The sequence below is a fragment of the Cytobacillus depressus genome, from assembly GCF_008923245.1.
GTDB classification, from domain to species: domain Bacteria; phylum Bacillota; class Bacilli; order Bacillales; family Cytobacillaceae; genus Cytobacillus; species Cytobacillus depressus.
In genome coordinates, this window is sequence record NZ_WBOS01000008.1 from 1 (window position 1) to 25,311 (window position 25,311).

Below are 25,311 nucleotides of genomic sequence, written 5' to 3' on the forward strand. Positions count from 1 at the left end.
ACCCGAAGGTCGCAGGTTCAAATCCTGTCCCCGCAATATGGTCCGGTAGTTCAGTTGGTTAGAATGCCTGCCTGTCACGCAGGAGGTCGCGGGTTCGAGTCCCGTCCGGACCGCCATATTTTTTCAGTGACTAAGTAATGCTCTTTTTAAGGGCAGGATACTTATAGCTTTTCCATCATACGCACGCAATGCGCCTTTAGCTCAGCTGGATAGAGCATACGCCTTCTAAGCGTACGGTCAGAGGTTCGAATCCTCTAAGGCGCGTAAGAAAAATGTAAAAAAGTCCCGACTTTCTATGAAAAAGAAGTCGGGACTTTTTGTATTTAGTTCAGCTTTCTTCTTCTCTTTTCCCCATGATCCCATAAAAAACAAGATTCATAATATCTTCAGTCAACGGCAGAATCCTTTGATAAACTTCTTCTCGCTGGATATATTTATTCATTGCTTGAATGAAAAAGATAATGGCTTCATTAGACAAGTTCGGATCAACAAATCTCTGTTGCTTTCCTTGGTTAAACAAGTCTATTAAGCGTGGAAGGGCCACTTCTTCATATAGTTTTTCAAAATAATTTGCGTCCGTCGAATATTCCTTCATTATATATTGATAGAAATCTTCATGAATGTTGTTCGCTACTTCTTTTTTAGTAAAGATGATCTGCTTAATTTTCTCAGGAAATGTCATTTGGCTATCAAGAATTTGGAAAAATTGCTCCTTCATCAAGTCTAAATAATATAGAAATACCTCATGCACTAAATTATGTTTACTATCGAAGTAATTATAAATTGTTACTTGGGATACTTTCGCCTGTTTTGCTATTTCCGCAATGGAGATCTTTTGTACCCCATGTTTCAAAAATAAGGCTAGAGCAGCTTCTAAAATACTCACTTTCTTCTGCTCTCTTCGCCGTTGAAATCCATCCATCTCTTTCACCTCATATAAAGTGTAATAAAATTTATGTAATAAAACAATTAAACGAGTTCATAACCTATTGTAAATAGATTTAGTTTTATATATTATGAACTAAATAACTTTAAATATTTCATAATTTATTTTGTGTAAAGATGGTAAAGGGGAGAATGAATCATGTCTGTCTTAAAAACATCGAATCTAATCAAAAGGTTTGGACGGTTTACAGCATTAAATGGTGTAAGCATGGAAGTGAAGAAGGGAGAAGTATTTGGGTTCATCGGTCCAAATGGTGCAGGGAAATCGACGACCATCCGTATTTTGCTCGGAATATTAAAAGCAACAGAAGGGGAAGCGGAGATTTTTGGTCTGGATGCATGGAAGGATGCCGTTGACATTCATAAGCGGGTCGCCTACGTCCCGGGAGATGTGAACCTATGGCCTAATTTAACTGGGGGAGAGGTCATTGATTTATTCGTTAAATTACGTGGGAAGAACAACAAAAGCAGACGTGAGGAATTAATCAACAGATTCGATTTAGATCCTTCAAAAAAATGCAGGACGTATTCAAAAGGAAATCGGCAAAAGGTGGCGCTCATTTCTGCTTTTTCGTCTGATGCGGACTTGTATATTTTAGACGAACCAACTTCTGGACTGGATCCGTTGATGGAAAGGATTTTTCAGGAATGTGTGATGGAGGCAAAAAACGAGGGAAAGAGTATTTTGCTTTCGAGCCATATTTTATCTGAGGTGGAAAAGCTCTGTGATCGAGTGGGAATTATTCGCCAAGGACAAATCATCGAAACAGGGACATTAGATGAGCTGCGGCACTTAACAAGAACGAGCTTACTTTTCGAAACAAAGCAGCCGCTAACCTCTTTGCACGAATTAAAAGGGGTTCATCATATTGAGTTGAAGGGACAGGCCATTTCCTTTCAGGTTGACGCGATGGAATTGGATCATGTCATGCAATATGTTAGCCAGTTTGGAATTGTAAAAATGGAAAGCGCGCCGCCTACATTAGAAGATTTATTCATGCGCCATTATGAAGGAGCAGATGCTGGGGGTGCCATCTAATGTCAAATCAGCTATACATCCATACAGGGAGGCTGTCCCGTTTCATCTTGCGAAGAGATCGCCTTCGGATTTCGATTTGGTTACTATTCCTACTTGTCCTTACCGTTGTCGTTGCCCAATCATTTAGTCAAATGTATGTAACTGAGCAAGAAAGACAAATAGCAGCTGAAACGATGAGAAACCCTGCCATGACAGCGATGCTTGGCCCGGGTTATGGTCTAGATAACTATACGGTTGGCGCGATGATGGCCCATCAGATGTTGCTTTTCACAGCATTGGCTGTTGGCATCATGAGTATTTTATTTGTTGTTCGCCACACTCGGGAAGACGAAGAGGATGGCCGGATGGAAATGTTTCGCTCTTTGCCAGTTGGCCGGTTGTCTTCATTGCATGCAACGATTTTGGTTTCAGTTGGGGCCAATCTATTATTGGCGGTTATGATCGGCTTTGGATTGTATGCACTTGGCATTGAGAGCATGGACTTAGAAGGTTCCCTTTTATATGGAGCAGCATTAGGGGCAACAGGCATCTTTTTCACCGCAATCACCGCGTTATTCGCCCAGTTGACGGTCACATCTCGTGGTGCGGTCGGCTTTTCAATTACGATATTGCTCCTGGCTTATTTCATCCGTGCCATTGGCGATGTGAGTAATGAAACACTTTCTGCCGTTTCGCCACTTAGCTGGGTATTACGTTCGGAAGTATATGTGAAAAATGACTGGTGGTTGATTGTACTGACGATTGGTGTTGCCATGATTTTGTTGGTCCTTTCGCTTTGTTTGAATGCGATTCGTGATTTGGGGGCTGGCTTCATACCGGCAAAACCAGGCAGGAAACACGCGTCCCTATTTTTACAAAGTCCACTTGGTCTTGCACTTAGACTTCAGCGTACAGGACTCATCGCTTGGGCAGTGGGGATGTTTTTCCTCGGTGCTTCTTACGGGTCCGTATTAGGGGATCTTGAGTCCTATTTTTCTAATAATGAAATATTCGAGAAGATGTTCGCACCGGCAGCAGGAATTTCGTTAACAGAACAATTTGTCACAATGTTAATGAAGGTCATTGCAATGATTTGTACGATTCCTCCTTTAATGGCGATGTTAAAACTGAAAGGGGAAGAAAGAAAGAACCGGACGGAGCACTTACTGAGTCGAGCAGTATCTCGATCACGGCTCATAGGAAGCTATTTAACTGTATCCGTTGTCAGTGCGTTTGTCATGATCTCGTTTGCTGCCATCGGTCTTGGACTCGTTGGGAATTTCGTTATGGAAGATGGCCTGTCTGTCGGTACATTTTATCGTGCAGCAATCGTTTATCTGCCTGCGATGTTAGCCATGATCGGCATGGCGGTCTTATTGGTCGGCATTGTCCCAAAATTATCTAGCTTCATATGGCTATATTTGACTTATTCATTTTTTGTTGTTTATTTAGGTGGCTTGCTGCAGTTTCCAGAATGGATGAGCAAACTAACGCCGTTCGGTCATATTCCGGAGCTTCCGGTTAATAGCATGGATTATACAAAAGTGGGGGTACTGACGGTCTTAGCGATAATTTTTATTGTGACGGGGTTTTGGGGTTATAGAAAAAGAGATATCCATGGATAATGGAGTAGGGCCCCTAGAGTTATCGAAGGGGTCCCTGATCTCGTTAAGGCGTTTTATCTACTTTATATTTTTTTATTGAGTTATTATTGAATTGTACTTCTAAGTCGAATTCTTGATAATCGTCTTTAAGATTAAAAACTTGCAGCACTTCTTTAATTGCATCTTCTTGAGCGGTGTCTTCCGTGAATGTCAGCTGTTGAAGCAAAGGGGTTAATTTACCTAAAGCTTCGTCCCCTTTTAAAAACTGGTTATTCAGATCATCGCTAATCGAATATTCAGGCTGGTTATCAGTCGTGTCATACTCTGCTTCATATTCTTTGTGGCCTGCATATTCAACACTTAAGTCAAAATCCTTAAACGGCACTTCTGCTGTATTTTGATTCGCTGCATTTTGTTCTTCCGTAGTTGTACCTGTACCTTTATTTTCTGGATTCTTCACTTCGTTTTTACTGCTGCATCCTGCAATAAATAGCATAAATGTAAGTAAAATGGCTGGGATTTTTGCTATTGTATTCATTGTTTAAGCCTCCTGTATTTTTTGTTAGTTTCCCCTAAGCATTCCTTCCCATACATTCATTCCCAGTGGGGCAGGAATTGTTTAACATATTTGCCTTAGAAAAAAGTGAAACTTTATTGAAAATGGAACAGTATATTATAGTATTGTTTTTCATAAGACCTTTAAGGAGGTAGGAAAAAATGAGTATGATCACAAGATTTAAAGATATTATGGCGAGTAATATTAACGCATTATTAGATAAGGCGGAAAATCCCGAGAAAATGATTGACCAATACTTAAGAAATTTAAATAAGGATTTAGGAAAGGTAAAATCGGAAACGGCGTCCGTCATGGCAGAAGAGCAGCGAGCCAAAAGAGTTTTACATGAATGCCAGGAAGATGTGGAAAAAATGGAGCGCTATGCGATTAAGGCATTGGAAGCAGGGAATGAAGGAGATGCGCGGAAGTTTCTAGAGAAAAAGGCGGAGTTGTCAGGAAAATGTTCTGAACTAGAGTTAGCATACCAACTGGCTGCATCGAATGCTCAGCAAATGAAACAAATGCATGACAAGCTTGTGGCGGATATTGAAGAACTGGAATCGCGGAGAAGTATGTTGAAAGCGAAATGGTCAGTGGCCAAAACACAGGAGCGTATGAATAAGCTTGGCGCATCTGCGGCCCATACAGGTCAATCGATTTCTGCATTTGAACGAATGGAAGAGAAAGTGAATCGTGCATTAGATGAAGCTAACGCCATGGCCGAACTCAATGCCGGTCCGAAAGACAAAATAGCTGACTTAACAGCTAAGTATGATGATGCAAGCAGTAATGTTGATGATGAGCTAGCTGCACTGAAAGAAAGAATGAAGAAAAACTAAAATTGTTTAGGGGCTGAGGGGCATTTTCGTAGGGATGCATTTTGAAAGATGGCATCTCAAATTGTGGTCATGAGCTAATCAATGCCTACATTTCCAAAGTCCCCACCCCAAACGGTAGCTACAGGACACGAGCCCTGAGCTTAAAGAGGTGTGTAAAGCATGATCCTTCACTATAAATGCCCGAGCTGTGGAAGTGATATGAGCTTTAATGCAGATTCAGGCGAATTATCTTGCCTAAGCTGCGGGAGACATGAAAATATTGAAAGCTACCCTGAAGAGCTGAAGAGAATGACCTTTTCAGAGGATGAAGCGAATGAATATCATTGTGAGAACTGTGGCGCTGTTTTAATTACGGAAGCGGAGACAACGGCAACACGATGCGGTTTTTGTGGAGCAGGTGTGGTGATCGCGGATCGATTATCTGGGCATCTCGCTCCTGCCAAAGTCATTCCTTTTACCATTAGTAGGGAAGAGGCAATGAAGGCATTTATAAAATGGTGCAGAAAAGGGCTTCTTACTCCGAAAGGCTTCATGACGGCAGACCGAATCAAGAGCGTAACAGGGATATATGTGCCCTTTTGGCTATTTGACCTCAACAGCAAGGTGCAAGTAAATGCCGTCTGCACAAAAGTCAGAACCTATACTCAAGGAGATTATATTTATACCGAAACAAACTATTTTGATGCTTTCCGCGATATTAACCTGGATTATGTCAAAATCCCTGTGGATGCATCGGAAAAAATGAATGATGGCTTAATGGATAAATTAGAACCTTATCCGTATGAGCAATTAAAGGATTTTAAAACTCCGTATTTGGCAGGCTATATTGCCGAGAAATATAACTATACAGATGAGGAACTACTCCCGCGGGCGAAAGATAAAATTAGCGACTATATCGAATCCTATATTCGGTCTACCTTATTGGGCTATCATTCGGTCAATTATTCGAATAAGCAAATTGATACGAGAAACGTGAACAGTTATTATGTTTTGTTGCCTGTTTGGATGGTCAGCTATGATTACAATCGATCAGAGCATATTTTTGCGATGAATGGACAGACGGGAAAAGTAGTCGGCAAACCGCCAATTAGTGCTGGCAAGGTCGCTATGTGGTTTAGCGGCATTACGGCAGGAACCTTTATTATCTTAAAATGTGCGTCCTTTATGATGGGAGGCGGCTTTTGGTGAGTGTGAAGAATCGAAGTCACCTTTTCTTTATCGCGGTGTTACTTTTCCTATTGCCGTGGGGAACGCAAGCGAGAGCGGAGTCACAATATATTTATGATTTTGCTAAGCTACTAACAAAAGAAGAAGTGGCTGAGTTGCAATCTTTAGCAAGTGAGCTAGGCATGGAGAGAAATACTGCTTTTATCATTATTACGGCGAATGGAACGGGTGGAAAGGACATTGTTCAATATGTAGAGGATTTCTACGATGAGCACGCTCCTGGCTATGACCAGCCTCATGGAAATACCGCGATATTAATGATTGATATGCAAGAAAGAGATGTGTACTTAGCCGGATTTAAAAAGGCAGAGGACTATTTGGATAGTGGGCGGCTTGATCAAATTCGTCATAAAATTACCCCGGCTCTTTCAGAAGGTCAATATTTCCAAGCGTTTTCAGCTTTTATCCATACTTCATATGATTATATGGGCTATGAGCCGGGTGTAAATCCGGAAAATTTACTTTTTAAATGGTGGTTTCAATTGGCTGCCTCTTTAGGCATTGCCGGAATTATTGTTACGTTCATGGCCTATCGCTCAGGCGGGCGAGTCACTGTAAATGCCGGAACTTATATGAATAGCCATCAATCAAGGGTTCTTAATAAGTATGATCACTTTATAAGACAAACCGTGACAAGGCAAAAGAAGCCGTCTTCTAATTCAGGCGGAGGTGGAGGTGGAGGTGGCGGAATCTCTAGTGGCGGCCACTCGCATAGCGGGAGTAGAGGTAAGTTTTAACTTTATTCAGTAGACTTTACTCACTTTGTAAAATGAAGTGCGAAAAGAATAAACAATTCAGTTGAAAGGTAAACACGGGCTGAATAAAGTTAAGCCTCCGGCGGATGCCTCTGATTTTCAAAGGAAATTTATCGAGCGAGCTCGATAAAATCTGGGCGCAAATACGCCAAGGCGTATTTGATTTATGAAGGAGTAGATAATCGATGTCTTTTTTCAGAAATCAATTTGCCAATGTCGTAGAATGGCAAGAATTTAGAGATGATATGATTTTTTATAAATGGAGTAATCGGGAAATTAAGAAGGGAAGTAAGTTGATTATTCGGCCCGGCCAAGATGCGATTTTTCTAAACAACGGGAAAATCGAAGGGATTTTTCGTGATGAAGGGGAGTATGATATCGAATCGCAAATCATTCCCTTTTTATCAACGTTAAAGGGATTCAAGTTTGGCTTCAATAGCGGCATGCGGGTTGAGGTGCTGTTTGTGAACACGAAGGAGTTTGTTGTGAAATGGGGAACGCAAAATGCGATCAATATTCCAACACTAGGGCTCCCAGGCGGCATGCCAATTCGCGCGAACGGGACAGTTAATTTTAAAGTAACTGATTATATCGCCTTAATTGACCAAATTGCCGGTGTTCGTGAGCACTATGTCGTGGAAGATGTCAAAATTCGGATCACTGCCGTCCTTGACCAGCTCCTGATGAAATGGATTTCAAGGGAAGGGAAGGACATGTTCAATCTTCAGTCTAACTCCTTTGAGATTTCGAAAGGGATTCAGGAAGATTTAGATATGCAGATGATCAAGAGTGGCCTGTCGATAACTGGGTTTAATGTCATGAGCTTCAACTATCCGAAAGAGATTCAAGATATGATTACAAAAAATGCTTCGTTTGGCATGGTCGGCAATGTGGATCGATTCCAGCAAATCTCGCTAACAGAAGGTATGGCTTCTGGAAAAATGAGCGGCGGGGGAACGGCATCCGATATGGCTGGGATGATGATGGGCATGAATTTTGCGAATCAGATGATGAATAAAATGAATCAGCAAACCCCAAATCAGTCGGGCCCTACTCAAAATCCGCAGCCTCCTTCACAACCGGAAGCAGGCAGCCAAAAGAGACCAAACTTCTGCCCAAATTGCGGAACAAAAACAGGTGAGGGCAATTTCTGCTCCAATTGCGGGCAAAAGCTCGTTTAAAAGGGTGTGGGATTGTCTGTACATTGTAAAAAAACCCTTGACTCTATATGTAGTCAAGGGTTTTTCTTATTTTTTATTCATCAAGCTATTCCGTATGCCGTAAGTAAAATAGATGATCAATCCGAATGCAAACCAAACTCCGCATGCAATCCATGTATAAATGGAAAGTTGAGTAATTAAAAATAGACATAAAAGGAAAGAGCATATCGGTAAAATGGGGAATAATGGTACTTTAAACCCGCCGGACGGAATATTTTTATTTCTCCTTAAGAAAACCACTCCGAGTGAAACAATGGTAAAAGCAAGTAATGTCCCCATGTTTACTAGTTCGACTAGTTTAGCTAATGGAACGAAGCCGGCACAAAAAGCGATGAGTGTTGAGAAAATCCACGTATTTTTTGTTGGAGTGTTGTATTTTTTATTCAGCTCATACATACTTTTCGGTAGTAATCCATCCCGAGCAAGTGCGAATAGAATTCTTGTTCCTCCATATAACATGACAAGGATCACGGTCATCATCCCGACTACAGCCCCAAGTGAAATTAAGCCAGCCATCCAATCTTGGTGCATGAGCTGCATCGCATAGCTGACGGGGTCACTTACATTAAGTTTTGTATAGGGAACAATTCCGGTTAATACAAGCGAAACCACTACATAAAGCAATGTGCAAATGAGTAAAGATCCAATAATTCCAATTGGCAGATTGCGTTGAGGATTTTTAACCTCTTCAGCTGCTGATGAAACAGCATCAAACCCAAGGTATGCAAAGAAAACAAGGGCTGCCCCACTCAGCACTCCTGCTGTCCCAAAAGGCATAAATGGCTGCCAATTAGCTGGTTCCACATAAAAAACGCCAACGCCAATAAATAAAAGAATGACGCCTACTTTAATAAATACCATGATCTTATTCAGCTTTGCAGATTCTTGTACACCGCGTGATAATAAGAAAGCCATGGCAAGTACAATGGCAATAGCAGGTAGGTTAATAAAAGTTCCATCTGCTGGATTAAAAGGTCCAGAGATTGCCTTTGGAATCATGACATGAAATCCTTCTAGCAGGGTTGATAAATAACCAGACCAGCCAGTTGCCACCGAAGCAACGGCCAAGCCATATTCTAACACTAGTGCCCATCCTACTAACCAAGCGACAAATTCCCCAAATACAATATACCCATAAGTATAAGCACTGCCTGTTACTGGGACGGCGGAGGAAAATTCTGAATAACACAACCCGGCTAAAGCACAAATAATAGCAGCAATAATAAACGAAAAGACAATGGCGGGGCCAGAATGACTGGCAGCCACTGTTCCAGGGAGTATAAAGATACCAGTTCCAACAATGGCTCCAACTCCCAGCAAGATGAGATCAAATCCACCTAATGTTTGCTTTAATTGAACTTTTCTGTTTTTTTCTAGTAGATCACTAGGATTTTTTCTTCTAAGTAATACACTTTTCACATTGAACCCTCATTCTTATTGACATATGTAAAAGTCTATTCCCTTTTTTCCTACAGGTCAACCATATTTGTCGGATTTTCGAAAATTTTGTCGAAATATAAAATATTAAAAACATGATTGCAAAAGTAGTTTATGCAAAATGTACATATCTATCCATTTCAAATGGTATCACTAGTGCACATATAAAAATTATTTTAAAATATTAATTATTTAATTTGAATCGCACAGAACGCTTGATAAAACAGTGTTTGATCAAAAAATACAATTGTATTTTAAAAGAGAATTTATTATGATAGAAAAGTATTTTTTGTTATATCAAATCAATAGGTTAGCGGTTTTTTTTCAAAGTTAACTGAAATAATGACGCCAGCTCCCATTATTTTGAGACTGAATAGAGAGTGTATTAGTTGCTAAAAGTGGCGGCTATTAATGGTGTAAGAGGAGGAAATGGAGTGGCAAACAAAGAATTGAAAAGAGGCTTGGAAGCACGGCATATTCAGATGATTGCTTTGGGCGGCACAATTGGTGTTGGATTATTTATGGGTTCAGCTAGCGCGATTCAATGGACAGGTCCGTCAGTTCTGCTCGCTTATGCAATCTCAGGAATTTTTATATTTTTTATTATGCGCGCAATGGGAGAAATGTTGTATGTAGAGCCTAGCTCGGGGTCATTTGCAAATTTTGGCCATAAATACATACATCCGATAGCAGGGTATATAACCGCATGGAGTAACTGGTTCCAGTGGGTGATTGTTGGGATGGCAGAAATTATTGCGGTTGGGACATACATGCAATATTGGTTTCCAGATTTGCCTGCTTGGATACCAGGTATCGTCGCAATGGTGATTCTTGGTGCTGCGAATTTAATTTCTGTTAAATCATTTGGTGAGTTTGAATTTTGGTTTGCCATGATTAAAATTGTTACTATAATATTGATGATTGTTGCAGGACTTGGGCTTATATTCTTCGGGTTTGGTAACGGGGGACATGCAATCGGGTTATCTAATCTTTGGAAGAATGGCGGCTTCTTTGCAGGAGGCTGGTCAGGATTTTTCTTTGCTCTATCGTTAGTTGTTGCAGCTTATCAGGGTGTCGAACTTATTGGGATTACAGCAGGGGAAGCAAAGAACCCGCAAAAAACGTTAACAAAAGCAATTCAAAGTATCATTTGGCGGATTTTAATCTTCTATATTGGGGCGATTTTTGTTATTGTAACGGTTTACCCTTGGGATCAACTCAATGCAATAGGCAGCCCATTTGTTGCAACATTTGCAAAAGTGGGGATTACAGCAGCTGCTGGACTTATTAATTTTGTCGTCATCACAGCAGCAATGTCTGGCTGTAATAGTGGGATTTACAGTGCAGGACGGATGCTTTATACATTAGGAATGAATGGACAGGCACCAAAGTACTTTACGAAGCTATCCCATAATGGTGTGCCTTTACTCGGTACGATTGGTGTGCTAGTTGGTTTAGCCGTTGGCGTTATTTTAAGTTATATTGCACCGAAAAATTTATTTGTGTATGTATACAGTGCAAGTGTCCTTCCTGGTATGGTTCCATGGTTTGTTATTCTGATTAGTCAAATTCGATTCAGAAAAATAAAAGGAGGCGAAATGGACCATCATCCAGTTAAAATGCCGTTTGCACCGGTGACAAACTACTTAACGATTGCCTTTTTAATAATGGTTTTAATCGGTATGTGGTTTAATGATGATACACGCATTTCGCTTATAGTAGGTATTATTTTTCTAGGAATCGTCGTGATTAGCTTTTTCGCTTTTGGAATCGGCAAGCGTGTTCCAGTGGATGCGAAATTAGAGAACGAGACCACTGGTAGATAAAAATATATTAGAAGAATGGACTATCTTTTAAGGAACATTCATCCGTAAGTAGATGCCTTTAAACTTTATGCACAAGTTTAAAGGCATCTTTCTTTTATAGAACAAAGCAAGAGAGTTACTGAACTATATGTGGTTATAAAGTAAAAAAAGCTCCTTGATTATTGGAAAAAATTGCATGGAAAGAAAGTTTCACTTAATATTTATACTAAAGAGGAGATTTTTCTAGTTATTGTATTTAGATCAAAAATTAGTAGAAGGGAAGAATTGAGATGTTTACTAAATTGGGCCAAATAATGTTATACGTGAATAACCAGGACGAGTCATTGAAATTTTGGACAGAAAAGGCTGGATTTATCGTTGTTTCTGAACAGGATAATGGACAAGGAATGAGATGGATTGAAATTGCCCCTTCAAAGGAGGCAGAAACGAGCATTGTTCTACATAATAAGGAGTTAATTGCTAAAATGCAGCCACAATTAAATCTTGGCACTCCGTCGTTAATGTTTTTTACCGATAATCTCGACGGCCTGTATGAAGATCTTTCGAATAAAAAGGTGAAGGTTGGAGAAATTGTAACCATGCCATCCGGACGGGTGTTTAACTTTGCTGATGACGAAGAAAATTACTTTGCCGTTATGGAGAAAAAGTAAACGCCAGACAGAAACAAGTGATAGAGCCTACAGCACAATAGACTTATGCAGAATAAAAAAATAGAACAAACATAAGAATTTTGCAGATAAGTTCATTTTAGATTAATTACAAAACGTTAGATGAGATTAGAAATTAATCTTGTCTAACGTTTTTTATTTATACAGTATATTTTCATATGATTTTCATTATTTAATGTTACAAAAATAAGGTTTTAGGATCAAAGGATATATTGCTTTTATACAGAGGAGAGCTACTTATGCTGCAAATAAGCTACACATCTACACTGATTATTAATGAAATACTAAGGGAATAGTAATTTAGAAAGGAGGAGTAATGGATGGAGAATAACGGGAATGGAAGAGATAATAAAAGGAATAATTTATCTAGTTCATATGAAGCAACGAAAATTCCAATACGTGAAAGGCAGATGTTGAACAAGGTACCGGTAGTGATCACGATCTTCTTCTGGATTATCAAGATCATGGCAACCACGGTGGGTGAGACGGCTGCAGACTTACTAAACGCAAAATTGAATTTAGGCTTGACCTATACGACTTATATTATGAGTGGCCTTTTGCTTATTACGCTTATATTCCAGTTTAAGTCGAGGAAGTACGTGCCAAGTATCTATTGGCTCACGGTTGTGTTAATTAGCGTAGTTGGAACGCTTGGGTCCGATAACTTAGCGGATAATTTGGGGGTTCCGCTAGGGACGACCACAATCATCTTTCTCATTGCCATGCTAGTGACTTTTGCTGCTTGGTATACGAGTGAAAAGACAATGTCCATTCACTCAATCAATACAACCAAGCGGGAAGCCTTCTATTGGTTGGCTATCCTTTTCACTTTTGCCTTGGGTACTGCAGCTGGTGATCTCATAGCAGAGGGTCTCAACTTGGGCTACTGGAGGTCAGCGCTTCTTTTCGCTGTATTGATCGGCGTAGTGACCATCGCCTATTACAGTTTCAAGATGAATGCGGTACTGGCCTTTTGGATTGCCTACATCTTAACTCGTCCTTTCGGTGCTTCTCTTGGCGATTTCCTGTCACAGCCACGCCATGCAGGTGGTCTCGGTCTTGGTACAGTAGGTACTAGCGTGATTTTCCTCGTAATCATCTTAGTATTGGTCATTTACCTGACAAAGTCGAAAATAGATGACATTAAATTAGATGAGGCATAAAGAAATAATTAACATACTTTAAACAGGCATCCTTAATTGAAAGGTTGGTCAGTTGTAGATGATCATCTTTCAATTAAGGGTGCCTATTTATGGTCTCAAGAAACTGATTTTTTAAAGTGAAAAAATTTTCATGAAAAGATTAGATCATTTTTATTTTCCATTCAGAGTCATTTCATCGTTGCGGATTAAGATGAAGATGTACCAAATACAACGAAAGTGAGGAGAAAAAATATGAAAAAGAAATTTTTAGTTCCAGCATTAGCATTATCAGTAATTGGAGGAGGAATAGCTGGTTCTGTTCTAAATACGAATGCGTTGGCGGCAAAGTCCGATCAAAATAGTACAGTGGAAGTTTCAGATGAAGCAAAGGTAGATGTTAAGACAGGCAAGGTATTAAAGGAAGAGAACGATAAGAAAGTTGAAAAAGGCGAAAAAGAAGATAAAAACGAAAAAGAAGATAATGATGGAGAAATTTCGGACAAGGAGGAACAAAAGCAATTAGAAAAACAAGCCACTATAACGGCAAAAGAAAGTGAGTCAATTGCATTAAAAGAGGTCAAAGGACAGGTAACAGATACGGAATTAGAAGATGAAGATGGTGTAGTTGTTTATTCAGTAGAAATTAAAGGCGACCAAAGCCAAAAATACGATGTTAAAATAGATGCCAAAACAGGCAAGGTATTAAAGGTTGAGAAAGATGATGAAAAAGATGATGGAGAAGAGAATGACGATTAATTAGGTAAAAACCTTCGATGGTCCCACTTGTTATGCAAGTGGGACTTCGTCATTAAATGGATATAATAGAAACAATCAAGGGAGGGATTTCTGTGAATATTTTGGTCATTGAAGATGAAGAAGCATTATCAGAATTTATCGTTCTTGAATTATCCCATGAAGGCTATCATGTCACTGCTGCATTTGACGGCAGAGAAGGATTAGAAATGGCATTAGATCAAAATTGGGATGTCATTTTATTAGATTTAATGCTGCCGAAATTAAATGGAATTGAAGTATGCCGCAGGTTAAAGGCAGTAAAGGATACTCCTATTATTATGATTACGGCTAGAGACAGTGTGATGGATAGAGTGTTGGGGCTGGATAGCGGTGCAGACGATTACATCCCAAAACCATTTGCTATAGAAGAATTATTAGCAAGAATTAGGGTTATTATGAGACGAGAAGAAAAACGAAACGAGTCGCCGCCTCTGTTCCTTACATTTAAAGATTTAGAACTAAGTATCGAATCGAGGTTATTAAAAAGGGGAAACCAATTCATCGAGTTAACGAAAAAAGAATATGACTTATTAGCCATGTTTTTAAAAAATATTAACCGAGTTTTAACAAGGGAAGTTCTTCTTGACCAAATATGGGGTTACGATGCAGAAATTGAAACAAATGTGGTTGATGTATATGTGAGGCATCTACGAAATAAATTGGATTTCTCAGATAAAGAAAGCTATATTCAAACGATGAGAGGGATAGGATATGTGATGAGAGAATGATAAGAATAAGTGATATGATTCCCAAGAGCATAAACCTTAAATGGAAATTAACTTTGTGGGCAGCGTTACTTATGCTATGTTTATTTTTTTCATATACTATTTTGCAGTATTTTGTTATTCAAAACTGGGCCATAAATCACGAAAAACAAACGATTCAAAAGAAGATGAATGAAGTAGTTGCGTACATTCAGGAGGTTAATTTTACAAAAAGTGTATTGGAAAGTGAAAACTATTTGGAAGTGCTAAATGAAAAATACCAGATGATTCGAATTATAAAAGAAAATAATATGCCTTTGTTTACAATTTCAGATGAAGTTTCCGAGAACTCGGTAGCGCCAAAGAATGTAGAAAAAGAAGAATTTGTGGAAGTGTCTCCAAATGGGGATCGTTTAGTTGTACTAAGGAAACCGATTAAAGCAAATGGATTTAAAGGGACCGTGGAAATTGTCCGCAATATGGAGAATTTTGATAGTTTGATCGACCAAATTTTGATGCTAGTCCTTTTCACAGGACTCATTGCCATCATGCTTAGCCTGATTGGTGGACGGCTGATTTCCATACAGCTTTTGAAGCCTATTCATTCAATGATTTCAACGATGAAAAGAATTAAACAAACTGGATTAACGGAAAGGGTTCCAGTGAAACGGCAGCAGGACGAGATGACAGAGCTTGGAATGATGTTCAATGAGTTAATGGATGACTTAGAAAAGGCCTTTCATCAGCAACAGCAATTTGTAGAGGACGCTTCTCATGAATTAAAAACCCCATTGTCCGTTATCCATGGACATCTCTCACTCATTAAACGTTGGGGAAAAGACAATCCTGAAGTACTAGAAAGATCGATTTATTTAAGTTTAAATGAAACCAATCGTCTCATTCAGCTCGTCTCGGAATTATTAACCTTATCGAGAGTGGAAGGATCATCGTCAAGAATAATTTCTAAAGAAAATATTCATATAAAATCGACCATAGAGGATATCATTGAAAACTTTCAAACAGTAAATCAAGAATTCCAACTTATGTCCAATTTAAACATTAGCCATAAGTTTACCTTGCCAATGATGAAAAGGCATCTTGTGCAAATGGTCATCATTATATTAGACAATGCGATCAAATACTCTAAGGATAGGAAAATAGTCGAAATCAATGTGAAGGAGTCAGGGAAAAAGTTAATCATAGAGGTAAAGGATTACGGAATTGGTATTCCAAAAGAAGAGTTAGCTTTTGTGTTAAATCGCTTTTATCGAGTGGATAAGGCAAGAAGTAGGAAACAAGGTGGAAATGGACTTGGTTTATCAATAGCGAAAAGGTTATTAGATATGTATCAGGGCACAATAGACATTGATAGTGTTTATGGGGAGTGGACAAAGGTAACTATATCGATTCCGATTGAATAGTAAAAAATACGGATGAAAATTTTTTAATCAAAATCACTTCATCATTTTCATTTTTCCTTGCTAATCTTTAAAAGAGTCATGTTAATTCCATAGAGAGGGGGTTTGTTTTTTTGAAATGGAGTGAAATACCGATACAAACAAAGAAATACATGATCTTTTCGGTAGTCATCTTGTTGCTCTTTTCCTTTGTTTTTGCGAACTTTGCTGAGGAACTAATAGAGGCAAAGCTTTATCATTTTGATCAAATGATTATTGATCAGGTGCTTTTATGGGTAAACCCCAACCTCACTCTTATGATGAAATTTTTTACCTTCCTTGGTTCAACTAAGGCACTAATCGTTCTCCTCCTTATTGTTGCAGGTTTAATGATTTGGAATAAAAAAAGATGGGAAGCCATTTTTTTACTCATTGGAACAGCTGGCGGGGCTATATTTAATGAAATATTAAAAGAGATTTTCCACCGGGAAAGACCGACATTGCACCGATTAATCGAAGTGAAAGGGTACAGCTTTCCGAGTGGTCATTCCATGGTTTCGTTTATCTTTTATGGAATGGTTTGCATGTTCTTCATTATGTTTTTAGAATCAAGAGCTATAAAAGCCGTAGTTTTTCTCATTACCGTTTTTGTCATCTTTATGATTGGTTTAAGCAGGATTTATCTAGGAGTACATTATCCAAGCGATGTCTTAGCTGGATTCGCTGCGGGAGGGGCATGGCTTATTATTTGTTTAATGGGGTTAAGATTTATCCTGGAAATAAGGAAACGAAAAGCAAAATTAGTCAATTAATTAGATCGCTCGGTGGGACAGCCCCACCGAGCGATTAGTCTTTACTTTTTCCAATGAGTAGTGTTACTTGTGCCATCGTAATCGGTAGTGACGACTTTTTCCGATAGGCAAGGTATTTTGGCACCCAGGTAACTTCGTATTTTTCTTTGAATTTCCGTAAACCTTGAAAATGATAGAAAAAATGCCCATGTAAATAGATTTGAGCAGCCACCTTCTCGGTGAAAAATGAAAATTTGGAAAGACCGACATTTGAAAGTGGTGCCATTCCTAAATTAAAGTGTTTATACCCTTTTTCTTGTAACCATACAAATAACGAAAGGAAAATAAAGTCCATTGTTCCCGAGGGAGAACCAGGTTTAAAGCGCATGAGGTCTACGGAAATCGTATGGTTTTTGTCGTAAACGGGCATTAAACTTGCGAATCCAATGATATTCCCAATCGTGTCTTTCAAAATTGCTATATCAGATTTGTTAAGATAATCTTCATCGAAAAAGCCAAGTGAAAAGCCCTTCTCCTTTCTACCCTTTAGCCATTCATTTGATACTTCTTTAAGCTCTTTCAGTAATTCATTACTAAATGTCGGTTTTACAATGTCAAAAATGAAATTCTCCCGCTCGAACTTATTTTTGACCGCTCGCATCCCTTTCATCTTTTTCCCTGAAAGAGAAAAATGCTCTAAATCAACAAATGCCTCCTCACCAAGCTTAAAAAAGTCAAACCCATTTTCATGAAGAGTTGGGATCATGTCATTGCTAACCTCATAAAAAACAGGTGTATATCCATATAAGTCAGAGATTGACAGAAATTCCTCAATCGCAAGTGGAAATTCAGATGGCTCTCCAATAAGATCACCTAGAACAACGACCTTGTCTGCATATTTCTGAAACGAGAATAGGACATTTCTTTTGCTGTTCCAAAAAACATACTTATCATGCAGAAAGATTAAGTGAGTTAATACATTTCCGTTATATTTAAAAATGTGATTGTAAATTTCTTCTTCTTGATTTTTTGAGGATTCCATCATCCATTTTTGTGATTTTCCTACGAAACGCCCGATGATTAGAATAATTATAGCAATTATCAGCCCAATGAATGCACTGTAAAACAGATCTTGGTAATCTGTAATGATATAAGGAAGAAATTTTGCTGGTAAACTGATCTTTGATGTAGGCAAATTGAAATACCCAATTAAAATGTACATGAGTGTAATCAAAATAATAAGGAAAATGTCAAATATCATTTTTCCCCAAGTCAACACATAGCTTTCTCGATAAAAGCGTGCCTTCGATATCCAAAGCAGCAAGGCAACGATGAGTAAAAAGATCGCTTCCTCATAGTCAAACCCTTTGGAAAGAGAAAAAAATGCAGCTAATGATAGAGCTACGATCGTTAGCTGATAAGCGCGTTTTACTTTATATTGAATGCCTCTTGATATTCCAAGGAGAACAAACCCAGTCGCAACTGAAAGCTGATGGGATAAACTAATAATCGGCAGAGATAAGACATCTTCAGCAATTGTTAACCTTTCGATTATGCCTGGCAAAGCTGCAGAGAGGAGCAAGATTAATCCAGAAATAAATATTAAAATGGTTAACAGCAAATGACTGACACGCTGTATGAACACATTCGGCAAATTACCCCAAGCTTTATTCCATTTTTCCCAATATTCTTTTATGAAAAGAAAGGCTCCTACCAAAAATGGGATGAAAAAGTAGCCAATTCGATAAAGCAAAAGCAGGACAACAACCTTCTCATTTTGAATCCTTAAATATTGTGTTCCCCAAATAAAAACGAGGTCAAAGGATCCGAGACCTCCTGGAATCAAGCTGACAATTCCAGCACATGCAGCAACTATAACAATCGGGAAAAGTTCTCCAAAATGGATTGGAATTTTCATAACTGCAGCCAAGAGCCAAATAACTAGAAAAACGGCCAACCATTCAAGGATAGAAGAAAATATTAGCAGACCTTTAAATCGTAATGTTATCGATGGGTCAGGATCTTTTTTGTTTTTTCTTAAAGTAATGATCATCAAAATAGGGAGATACAGCCCAACACCGACAACAGCCAAATAAAGCCATTTTGTTTGTGTTAAAAGAGGGATATTTCTGTATTCCACAAGGATGATCCAGGATAGCAAAGAAATGCCTGAAAGAAAAAATAGGGAAACGGTAGCAATGGTTTTCAGTAATTTTCCTTTCTCAAATTCATCTGTTCGATAGAAATAAGTTCTAAGTATCATCCCGACAAGACCGCCGAAACCAATTAGATTTGAAAAGGAATTAACGATTAGTGAGTGCTTAATAAGCTTTCTTAGTGGTACATTCATCCTTAATATTTTGACGATTGCTGCATCATAAAAAAACATCGGAAAAATCGCAGCCATCGTTATCAGTAATACAATGACCAATTTAGGTATCTGTATTTGACTGATCTCATGTCGAAGCAATGGTATGTCGAGGCCTATGGCAAATTTTCTTATTTCAATTACTGCTAGAACTAATAAAATTAATGGGAAAATTATTTTTATGAATTGAATCGCTTTTCCTTTTAAATGATGGATCCTCAATTTCAATTACCCTTTCCTGTTACTAGTTGGCGAATTATTTTAAAGCAATATTATCATTTTACCCAATACATAAAGGGAATATCAGAAGTCTCTACTCTGAGTATATTTTTCGAATTTAGTATTATTTCAGATAAAAAAAACAAGACGACTATAATGAGTCGCCTTGATTCTTAAAAAGTAACGTATTATTTTGTATAATTATCAAAATACCCTTGAATAAAGATAATCGGTGTGCCTTTGTCTCCGCTGCCTGAAGTTAAATCAGATAGAGAGCCGATCAAATCAGTCAGTTTTCTTGGAGTCGTTCCTTGTGATTCCATTGATCCGACAAGATCTGTTTCTTTATTATTAATAAATTCGGAAATCGCTTTTTTAAGCTCTTCGCCTTTAAGATCAGCGAAATTATTATCAGCAAGGTATTTTAATTTTACTTCGTTTGGTGTACCTTCCAATCCAGATGTGTAGGCAGGAGATACAACCGGATCTGCAAGCTCCCAGATTTTTCCGACAGGATCTTTGAATGCTCCGTCTCCGTAAACCATAACTTCGACATTCTTGCCTGTCTTTTCTTTCAGCATCTGCTGAATTTTATCAACGATTGGCTGGCAATTACGCGGGAAAAGCTTCACGCTGTCTTCTGTTGCTTTATTCGATCCAAGAAGACCGTACTCTTCATTGTGTCCGCCGCCATCAACAGACTCAGCTAAGATGTTATCTAGGCTATAGATTTTTTCTCCGCCATTCGCTTCTAAGATTCGCTTCGTTCTAAATCTTGAATGAATATCGCAAGTTAGAACATTTTTAGTGTATTCTAAAATTGTTTTTGGGTTATTTGAGAAGATGACTTCACATTCAACCCCATATTCTTCTACGAGAGATTTATAATAATCAATATAATCAACACCAGTAAAGGTATGTTTTTTATGGCCAAAAAGGTCTCGGAATTGCGCTTCTGTTAAGACGTCTGTCCAAGGATTGACTCCTTTTTCATCAAGTGTATCGATATCTACTAAGTGATTTCCAACTTCATCAGATGGGTAACTAAGCATTAATACAATTTTCTTGGCTCCCTTCGCAATACCGCGAAGACAGATGGCAAAGCGATTTCGGCTTAAAATTGGAAAAATAACCCCGATCGTGTCATCACCAAATTTGGAACGAACATCTTGAGCAATATGATCGATTGTTGCATAATTCCCTTGGGCACGTGCAACGATAGATTCTGTAATTGTAACGATATCTTTATCTCGAATGCTGAAGCCTTCCACTTCTGAAGCCTTTAACACACTATCTACAACGATGTCCTCGATTTGATCCCCTTGATTGATAATTGGGCAACGAAGACCTCTAACAACAGTACCAACAACTCTTTCCAATATTATCGCTCCTTGATAGCTACTAAAGTTAATATAAAGAATATCCTCTTGTACTATACATCAAACTAATGATATAAGTAAAATTAATATATCTAATGATGGGTATAAGGAGTGGTTATATGGCGGGGAAGTTAGATCTATACAATGTATTTTGCACTGTAGGAAAGTGCAAAAGTTTTTCGAAAGCGGCAAAAGAGCTTTTTATGACCCAGCCTGCTGTCAGCCAGGCCATTAGGCAATTAGAAAAAGAATTAGATACACGACTTTTTAATCGAACCCCTAAAGGAGTTACCTTAACAAATGAGGGCAGTATATTATTTGAATATATTTATTCTGCCATAAATTTAATAGATGTAGCAGAAGAAAAAATATTAGAATTTAAAAATCTAACGACTGGGGAATTGAAGGTTGGTGTAGGGGATACCATTTCCCGGTATTATTTACTCCCGTATTTGGAAGCTTTTCATAATCAATACCCAAATATTAAGCTAAAGATTGAGAATGGAACAACCTTTGAGCTTTGTTCTTTATTGAAATCAGGAGAAGTTGATATTGCCGTATGTAATTTTCCCATTGACGATCCGGCCTTGGAATTAAAGGCTTGCTTGCATGTTCATGACACTTTTGTTTGCGGCGAGAAATATAAGAGCCTATTATCAAAACCATTAAGCCTGCAAGAATTAATCACCCAGCCGCTAATCTTTTTTGAACGAAAATCCAATTCAAGAAGGTATGTAGAAGATTATATGTTATCCAAAGGGATTAATATTTCGCCAGAATTCGAATTAGGCTCACATGATTTACTGCTGGAGTTTGCGAAAATTAATTTGGGGATAGCGTGTGTTACGAAGGAGTTTTCACTCGACTATTTAAACAAAGGCCTGTTATATGAGGTAAAGCTGAAAGAGGAGATCCCCAAAAGGGAAATTGGGGTTTGCTTTTTAAAAAGTGTTCCTTTGTCACCTGCTTCGACAAAATTTGTGGAAATTATTGAAAATAAACAGTAGCTAATTTTGATCACAAAAACAGTCCATTTCCGTTCTGGAATGGACTGTTTTTATGATCACAGCTTGGCTCTTGTTCACTATGATCCTTTTGCAATAATTAAATTTGTCCCCGTTTTTTTAAATTGATTCTCGAAGCTTTTATTCAAGTTTGAATCTGTAATAATGCCATCTATTTTATCAAGCGGTGCAATAGCAATGGTTACGTCTTTGCCGAATTTAGTGCTGTCCGCTGCCACAAATGCTGACTTAGATAATTCGATCATTTTCTTTCTCGTAATGGCTTCTTCTAGGTTGTAGTCTGATATTCCTTTTTCAACTGTGATGCCGCTGGCACAGATGAAGGATTTTACAATATTTAATTCATGAAAATTAAATAAATATTCGTATGTGACGACAGACTGTTCTTTTTTCCGTACTTTTCCTCCGATAATCACCAGTTCAATGTCACTGTTCATGAGCTCGTTTATAACAGGGATAGAATTGGTTACGACCGTTAAATTCCTTTTATTTTGAATATATTTGGCAATTTGATAGGTAGTTGACCCGCTATCTAAATAAATGCAATCCCCATCGTTAATTAATTCGCTGCAAGTTCGGGCGATCGCTTCTTTTTCACTTAAGCGATGAACCATGCGCTCCTGAATAGCCGATTCCCCAAACTTCATATCCGCTATTTTTATTCCGCCGTAAATTTTTTCGATTTTTCCTTGTTTACTTAGAAGATTAATATCTCTGCGGAGTGTATCGACGCTGACATTGAGTTCAAGGGTTAGCTCAGATATTTTTAGCACTTTTTTAATCATTAATAATTCGATGATTTTTTGCTGCCTTTCAAGTGGAAACATATTTCCTCCCATAAATATGATTTATACTTAGCCATTTTAGTTTACTCATTACGCATTATTTATTCAATATATCTACATAATAATGCAAGAAGTTAGCTATAAAGTGACCATAATATAGTAAAGACTTATGCATAATTTACACGTGATTTACAAAATTCATTATTTATATTTACAATTCGCTTTTATACTTGAGGTGTATTGAAGGAGGTGGCCAGTTTGCTGAAATTGCAAAATGTAAGTAAACAGTTTGGCGAAAAAGTCGTTTTGAAGGATATCAATCTAGAAATCAATACAGGAGAGATTGTTTCACTCCTAGGCCAAAGTGGAAGCGGGAAGACAACTCTGCTAAATATTATTTTAGGATTAACAAAAATGGATCACGGAAAAATCATTTTCAATGATAGGGATATGAGTCATGTTTCCATGAAGAACCGCGGATTTAATATTGTATTCCAAGATTATGCGCTTTTTCCTAATTTAAATGCTTACGAAAATATTGTCTACGGCTTGAAAAATAAGAAAGGGCTAGTAACAGAGGAAGAACTTCAGGAGTATATTGATTTTTTAGAGCTGAAGCCACATTTAACGAAGAAAATAGGCGAATTATCAGGCGGTCAGAAACAAAGGGTTGCTCTTGCCAGAACATTAGTGATGAAACCGAAAATTTTATTGCTGGACGAGCCATTGAGTGCCCTTGACGGTGTCATTAAGGAATCTATTAAGCAGCGGATTCAATCGATCGCAAGAGAGTTTAAACTGACAACGATTATTGTCACGCATGATCCAGAAGAAGCTCTTACTCTATCAGATAAAATCTTAATCATTAATGATGGTTCCATCTCCCAATTCGGTACACCAAAGGACATTATTCATCAGCCTAGTAACGAGTTTGTTAAAGAATTTATTCTAAAACAATTACAGATCAAGCGGAACAATATTTATAACATATTTGGTGAGAACTATGCTTAATGTGAAACCAGAAATGAGAGTCATTTATTTTCCTATCCTATTGTTGTTTCTTGCTTTTCTTATATTACCACTCGGAATTTTATGTGTTCAATCGGCTCAAACAACTGAAGGATTTAGTTTCATCAATTATGTATCGATTTTCTCTAATCAAGAGTTTATCGATTCAATCGGAAATAGTGTAAAAGTCTCAAGTCTTACTGCTATGATTACGACTGTTTTGGCGTTTGTACTAGCTTTTTCCATTCATTGCACAAGAATGTATCAGTCTTTGAAAAGTGCGATAAAGATGGGCATTCTAATCCCTATGCTGCTTCCGACCATTACATATGGGTTTGCGATTATGTATTCTTTTGGGAATCAAGGATTAATAACAAAGCTCTTTGGTAATCAATTATTTGAGATTTATGGGTTTAATGGCTTGCTGATTGGTTATGTCATTTATACTTTGCCAGCTGCCTTTTTGCTTCTTCATAATTCGTTTCAGTATATTGATCAGAAGTTTATAACGGTTTCCAAACTAATGGGTGATTCAGCCATCCGAAGCTTTTTCAAAGTGATTGTCCGCCCATTAATAGGTACATTAGGTGGAGCTTTCGTACTGTCCTTTATTTTAAGTTTCACAGACTTTGGAATACCAGCCTCGGTTGGGGGCACGTATGGTGTCATTGCCACTTATCTCTATCAAGTTATGCTAGGGTCTATTCCTGATTTGAATGGTGGAGCAGTCATTGCGGTTCTCATGCTATTGCCAGCTGTATTAGGAGTGCTTCTCTTAAAACATCTTGAGAAGTTTAATTTCCATTATGACAAGTTTGCAGAGTCAGAGTTGTTTCCTAATAAAGGCAGAGATCTTTTTTTCGGAATCCTTTCATCTTCCATTCTTCTAGCGGTGCTGTCTGTTTTTGTTGTCATGTTTATAGCGCCATTTATGAATGGCTTTCCGTTTGATCTTACTTTTACATTAAAGCATGTGACTCAGGTATTGCAATCAAGTGACTTAGTAGCTGTTTACAAAAATTCCATTTTAGTCGCTGCCTTGACGGCTCTGTTTGGAACGATTATTGCTTATTTCTCCGCCCTTCTCAATGTGCGCACCGCTATAAAGGGCAAGTCAACGATTGATTTGATCGCGATGCTCACGAATACAGTTCCAGGAATGGTACTAGGAATATCATATTTGCTCTTTTTTAACGGCAGCGGTTTAAAGGGGACATTTATCATTCTTATTTTATGTAACATTGTCCATTTTTTCACGACCCCTTATTTAATGGCGAAAAATTCCTTGTCTAAAATGAATCCATCTTGGGAAACGACAGGCGAGCTATTAGGGGACAGCTGGTTAAAAACTGTCTTTCGGGTGATTCTGCCCAACTCAGCGTCAACAGTGGTAGAGATGTTTAGCTACTACTTCATCAATGCAATGGTCACCGTAAGTGGAATTATCTTTTTAGTCTCAGCTCAAACGTCTTTAGTGGCAAGTACGATTAAAGAGCTACAGCATTTTGCAAAATTCAACGAAATATTTGTGTTATCTCTATTAATCTTTTTTACCAATTTATTGATGAAGTTACTTTGTGATGTTCTCCAGAAAAAAGCGATG

Annotated in this window: 21 protein-coding genes, 2 tRNA genes and 1 pseudogene; 18 read left to right on the forward strand and 6 right to left on the reverse strand. The window is 38.1% G+C overall.

Annotation, left to right across the window (positions count from 1 at the left end; translation table 11 throughout):
• Positions 1 to 39: 39 nt before the first annotated feature.
• Both F7731_RS16055 and F7731_RS16060 read left to right on the forward strand, forming a co-directional pair.
• A tRNA-Asp gene (locus F7731_RS16055) sits at positions 40 to 116 on the forward strand.
• Positions 117 to 190: 74 nt separating this feature from the next.
• Positions 191 to 264 (forward strand) — tRNA-Arg (locus tag F7731_RS16060).
• A gap of 64 nt (positions 265 to 328) precedes the next feature.
• On the opposite strand, the gene F7731_RS16065 is transcribed toward F7731_RS16060, so the two are convergent.
• Positions 329 to 922, reverse strand: a complete 594-nt coding sequence (locus tag F7731_RS16065; RefSeq protein WP_151535803.1) for a TetR/AcrR family transcriptional regulator — start codon at positions 920 to 922, stop codon at positions 329 to 331.
• Positions 923 to 1,084: 162 nt separating this feature from the next.
• Between F7731_RS16065 and F7731_RS16070 the strand changes: the two genes are divergently transcribed.
• On the forward strand, positions 1,085 to 1,984 hold the full coding sequence (locus F7731_RS16070; protein WP_151535804.1) for an ABC transporter ATP-binding protein: 900 nt from the start codon (positions 1,085 to 1,087) through the stop codon (positions 1,982 to 1,984).
• A complete protein-coding gene (locus tag F7731_RS16075) occupies positions 1,984 to 3,588 on the forward strand; it encodes an ABC transporter permease (RefSeq protein WP_151535806.1) in 1,605 nt (534 codons plus the stop codon). The genes F7731_RS16070 and F7731_RS16075 overlap by 1 nt, the downstream gene beginning before the upstream one ends.
• Before the next feature lie 43 nt (positions 3,589 to 3,631).
• On the opposite strand, the gene F7731_RS16080 is transcribed toward F7731_RS16075, so the two are convergent.
• Positions 3,632 to 4,105, reverse strand: coding sequence for a YusW family protein (locus tag F7731_RS16080; protein ID WP_151535807.1), 474 nt, complete (start codon positions 4,103 to 4,105; stop codon positions 3,632 to 3,634).
• A gap of 179 nt (positions 4,106 to 4,284) precedes the next feature.
• On the opposite strand from F7731_RS16080, the gene F7731_RS16085 reads away from it, so the two are divergent.
• The 4 genes from F7731_RS16085 to F7731_RS16100 all read left to right on the forward strand — a co-directional run bounded on the left by F7731_RS16085 (position 4,285) and on the right by F7731_RS16100 (position 8,125).
• Positions 4,285 to 4,962 carry a PspA/IM30 family protein gene (locus F7731_RS16085; protein ID WP_151535809.1) on the forward strand — a complete coding sequence of 226 codons (678 nt, stop codon included), beginning with the start codon at positions 4,285 to 4,287 and terminating at the stop codon, positions 4,960 to 4,962.
• Between the two features lie 159 nt (positions 4,963 to 5,121).
• A complete protein-coding gene (locus F7731_RS16090; protein ID WP_151535811.1) occupies positions 5,122 to 6,150 on the forward strand; it encodes a TFIIB-type zinc ribbon-containing protein in 1,029 nt (342 codons plus the stop codon).
• On the forward strand, positions 6,147 to 6,926 hold the full coding sequence (locus F7731_RS16095; RefSeq protein WP_246197238.1) for a TPM domain-containing protein: 780 nt from the start codon (positions 6,147 to 6,149) through the stop codon (positions 6,924 to 6,926). The genes F7731_RS16090 and F7731_RS16095 overlap by 4 nt, the downstream gene beginning before the upstream one ends.
• A gap of 203 nt (positions 6,927 to 7,129) precedes the next feature.
• Entirely contained in the window at positions 7,130 to 8,125 is a 996-nt protein-coding gene (locus tag F7731_RS16100) for an SPFH domain-containing protein (protein WP_151535814.1), read from the forward strand.
• 66 nt (positions 8,126 to 8,191) lie between these two features.
• On the opposite strand, the gene bcaP is transcribed toward F7731_RS16100, so the two are convergent.
• Positions 8,192 to 9,583 carry a branched-chain amino acid transporter BcaP gene (gene bcaP, locus F7731_RS16105; RefSeq protein WP_151535815.1) on the reverse strand — a complete coding sequence of 464 codons (1,392 nt, stop codon included), beginning with the start codon at positions 9,581 to 9,583 and terminating at the stop codon, positions 8,192 to 8,194.
• Between the two features lie 425 nt (positions 9,584 to 10,008).
• Here bcaP and F7731_RS16110 point away from each other — a divergent pair, with 425 nt between their 5' ends.
• From F7731_RS16110 to F7731_RS16140, 7 genes are all read left to right on the forward strand, one after another.
• Positions 10,009 to 11,427: an amino acid permease gene (locus F7731_RS16110; protein WP_151535946.1), complete on the forward strand. Its 1,419-nt coding sequence runs from the start codon at positions 10,009 to 10,011 to the stop codon at positions 11,425 to 11,427.
• A 269-nt stretch (positions 11,428 to 11,696) separates the two neighbouring features.
• Positions 11,697 to 12,077, forward strand: a complete 381-nt coding sequence (locus F7731_RS16115) for a VOC family protein (protein WP_151535816.1) — start codon at positions 11,697 to 11,699, stop codon at positions 12,075 to 12,077.
• Positions 12,078 to 12,505: 428 nt separating this feature from the next.
• Complete coding sequence (locus tag F7731_RS16120) at positions 12,506 to 13,258, forward strand: COG4705 family protein (protein ID WP_246197247.1); 753 nt, start codon at positions 12,506 to 12,508, stop codon at positions 13,256 to 13,258.
• Between the two features lie 231 nt (positions 13,259 to 13,489).
• Positions 13,490 to 13,993 (forward strand): PepSY domain-containing protein, encoded by a 504-nt coding sequence (locus F7731_RS16125; RefSeq protein ID WP_151535819.1) that lies wholly within the window; start codon positions 13,490 to 13,492, stop codon positions 13,991 to 13,993.
• Positions 13,994 to 14,049: 56 nt separating this feature from the next.
• The gene (locus tag F7731_RS16130; RefSeq protein ID WP_151535820.1) at positions 14,050 to 14,760 is read left to right on the forward strand and encodes a response regulator transcription factor; all 711 of its coding nucleotides are present in this window, start codon (positions 14,050 to 14,052) and stop codon (positions 14,758 to 14,760) included.
• A gap of 71 nt (positions 14,761 to 14,831) precedes the next feature.
• The gene (locus F7731_RS16135; protein WP_170289728.1) at positions 14,832 to 16,157 is read left to right on the forward strand and encodes a HAMP domain-containing sensor histidine kinase; all 1,326 of its coding nucleotides are present in this window, start codon (positions 14,832 to 14,834) and stop codon (positions 16,155 to 16,157) included.
• 110 nt (positions 16,158 to 16,267) lie between these two features.
• Positions 16,268 to 16,945: a phosphatase PAP2 family protein gene (locus F7731_RS16140; protein WP_212031203.1), complete on the forward strand. Its 678-nt coding sequence runs from the start codon at positions 16,268 to 16,270 to the stop codon at positions 16,943 to 16,945.
• A 34-nt stretch (positions 16,946 to 16,979) separates the two neighbouring features.
• Here F7731_RS16140 and mprF read toward each other — a convergent pair whose 3' ends face one another.
• Both mprF and F7731_RS16150 read right to left on the reverse strand, forming a co-directional pair.
• Positions 16,980 to 19,520 (reverse strand): bifunctional lysylphosphatidylglycerol flippase/synthetase MprF, encoded by a 2,541-nt coding sequence (gene mprF / locus F7731_RS16145; RefSeq protein ID WP_246197239.1) that lies wholly within the window; start codon positions 19,518 to 19,520, stop codon positions 16,980 to 16,982.
• A gap of 179 nt (positions 19,521 to 19,699) precedes the next feature.
• Positions 19,700 to 20,890, reverse strand: coding sequence for a coenzyme F420-0:L-glutamate ligase (locus F7731_RS16150; RefSeq protein ID WP_151535823.1), 1,191 nt, complete (start codon positions 20,888 to 20,890; stop codon positions 19,700 to 19,702).
• Positions 20,891 to 21,009: 119 nt separating this feature from the next.
• Between F7731_RS16150 and F7731_RS16155 the strand changes: the two genes are divergently transcribed.
• On the forward strand, positions 21,010 to 21,897 hold the full coding sequence (locus F7731_RS16155; protein WP_151535824.1) for a LysR family transcriptional regulator: 888 nt from the start codon (positions 21,010 to 21,012) through the stop codon (positions 21,895 to 21,897).
• A 77-nt stretch (positions 21,898 to 21,974) separates the two neighbouring features.
• On the opposite strand, the gene F7731_RS16160 is transcribed toward F7731_RS16155, so the two are convergent.
• On the reverse strand, positions 21,975 to 22,742 hold the full coding sequence (locus F7731_RS16160; protein ID WP_151535825.1) for a DeoR/GlpR family DNA-binding transcription regulator: 768 nt from the start codon (positions 22,740 to 22,742) through the stop codon (positions 21,975 to 21,977).
• 216 nt (positions 22,743 to 22,958) lie between these two features.
• On the opposite strand from F7731_RS16160, the gene F7731_RS16165 reads away from it, so the two are divergent.
• Both F7731_RS16165 and F7731_RS26740 read left to right on the forward strand, forming a co-directional pair.
• Positions 22,959 to 23,711, forward strand: coding sequence for an ABC transporter ATP-binding protein (locus tag F7731_RS16165; RefSeq protein WP_151535826.1), 753 nt, complete (start codon positions 22,959 to 22,961; stop codon positions 23,709 to 23,711).
• Positions 23,704 to 25,305: pseudogene (locus tag F7731_RS26740) on the forward strand (ABC transporter permease subunit); the annotation flags it as partial. The gene F7731_RS16165 and the pseudogene F7731_RS26740, both read left to right, overlap by 8 nt.
• Positions 25,306 to 25,311 lie beyond the last annotated feature (6 nt).

Bases quoted from the DNA above. Each gene is read 5' to 3' on its own strand.
- F7731_RS16065 (WP_151535803.1), bottom strand. From the start codon at position 922: ATGGATGGATTTCAACGGCGAAGAGAGCAGAAGAAAGTGAGTATTTTA.
- F7731_RS16070 (WP_151535804.1), top strand. From the start codon at position 1,085: ATGTCTGTCTTAAAAACATCGAATCTAATCAAAAGGTTTGGACGGTTT.
- F7731_RS16075 (WP_151535806.1), top strand. From the start codon at position 1,984: ATGTCAAATCAGCTATACATCCATACAGGGAGGCTGTCCCGTTTCATC.
- F7731_RS16080 (WP_151535807.1), bottom strand. From the start codon at position 4,105: ATGAATACAATAGCAAAAATCCCAGCCATTTTACTTACATTTATGCTA.
- F7731_RS16085 (WP_151535809.1), top strand. From the start codon at position 4,285: ATGAGTATGATCACAAGATTTAAAGATATTATGGCGAGTAATATTAAC.
- F7731_RS16090 (WP_151535811.1), top strand. From the start codon at position 5,122: ATGATCCTTCACTATAAATGCCCGAGCTGTGGAAGTGATATGAGCTTT.
- F7731_RS16100 (WP_151535814.1), top strand. From the start codon at position 7,130: ATGTCTTTTTTCAGAAATCAATTTGCCAATGTCGTAGAATGGCAAGAA.
- F7731_RS16115 (WP_151535816.1), top strand. From the start codon at position 11,697: ATGTTTACTAAATTGGGCCAAATAATGTTATACGTGAATAACCAGGAC.
- F7731_RS16120 (WP_246197247.1), top strand. From the start codon at position 12,506: ATGTTGAACAAGGTACCGGTAGTGATCACGATCTTCTTCTGGATTATC.
- F7731_RS16125 (WP_151535819.1), top strand. From the start codon at position 13,490: ATGAAAAAGAAATTTTTAGTTCCAGCATTAGCATTATCAGTAATTGGA.
- F7731_RS16130 (WP_151535820.1), top strand. From the start codon at position 14,050: ATGGATATAATAGAAACAATCAAGGGAGGGATTTCTGTGAATATTTTG.
- F7731_RS16135 (WP_170289728.1), top strand. From the start codon at position 14,832: ATGCTATGTTTATTTTTTTCATATACTATTTTGCAGTATTTTGTTATT.
- F7731_RS16155 (WP_151535824.1), top strand. From the start codon at position 21,010: ATGGCGGGGAAGTTAGATCTATACAATGTATTTTGCACTGTAGGAAAG.
- F7731_RS16160 (WP_151535825.1), bottom strand. From the start codon at position 22,742: ATGTTTCCACTTGAAAGGCAGCAAAAAATCATCGAATTATTAATGATT.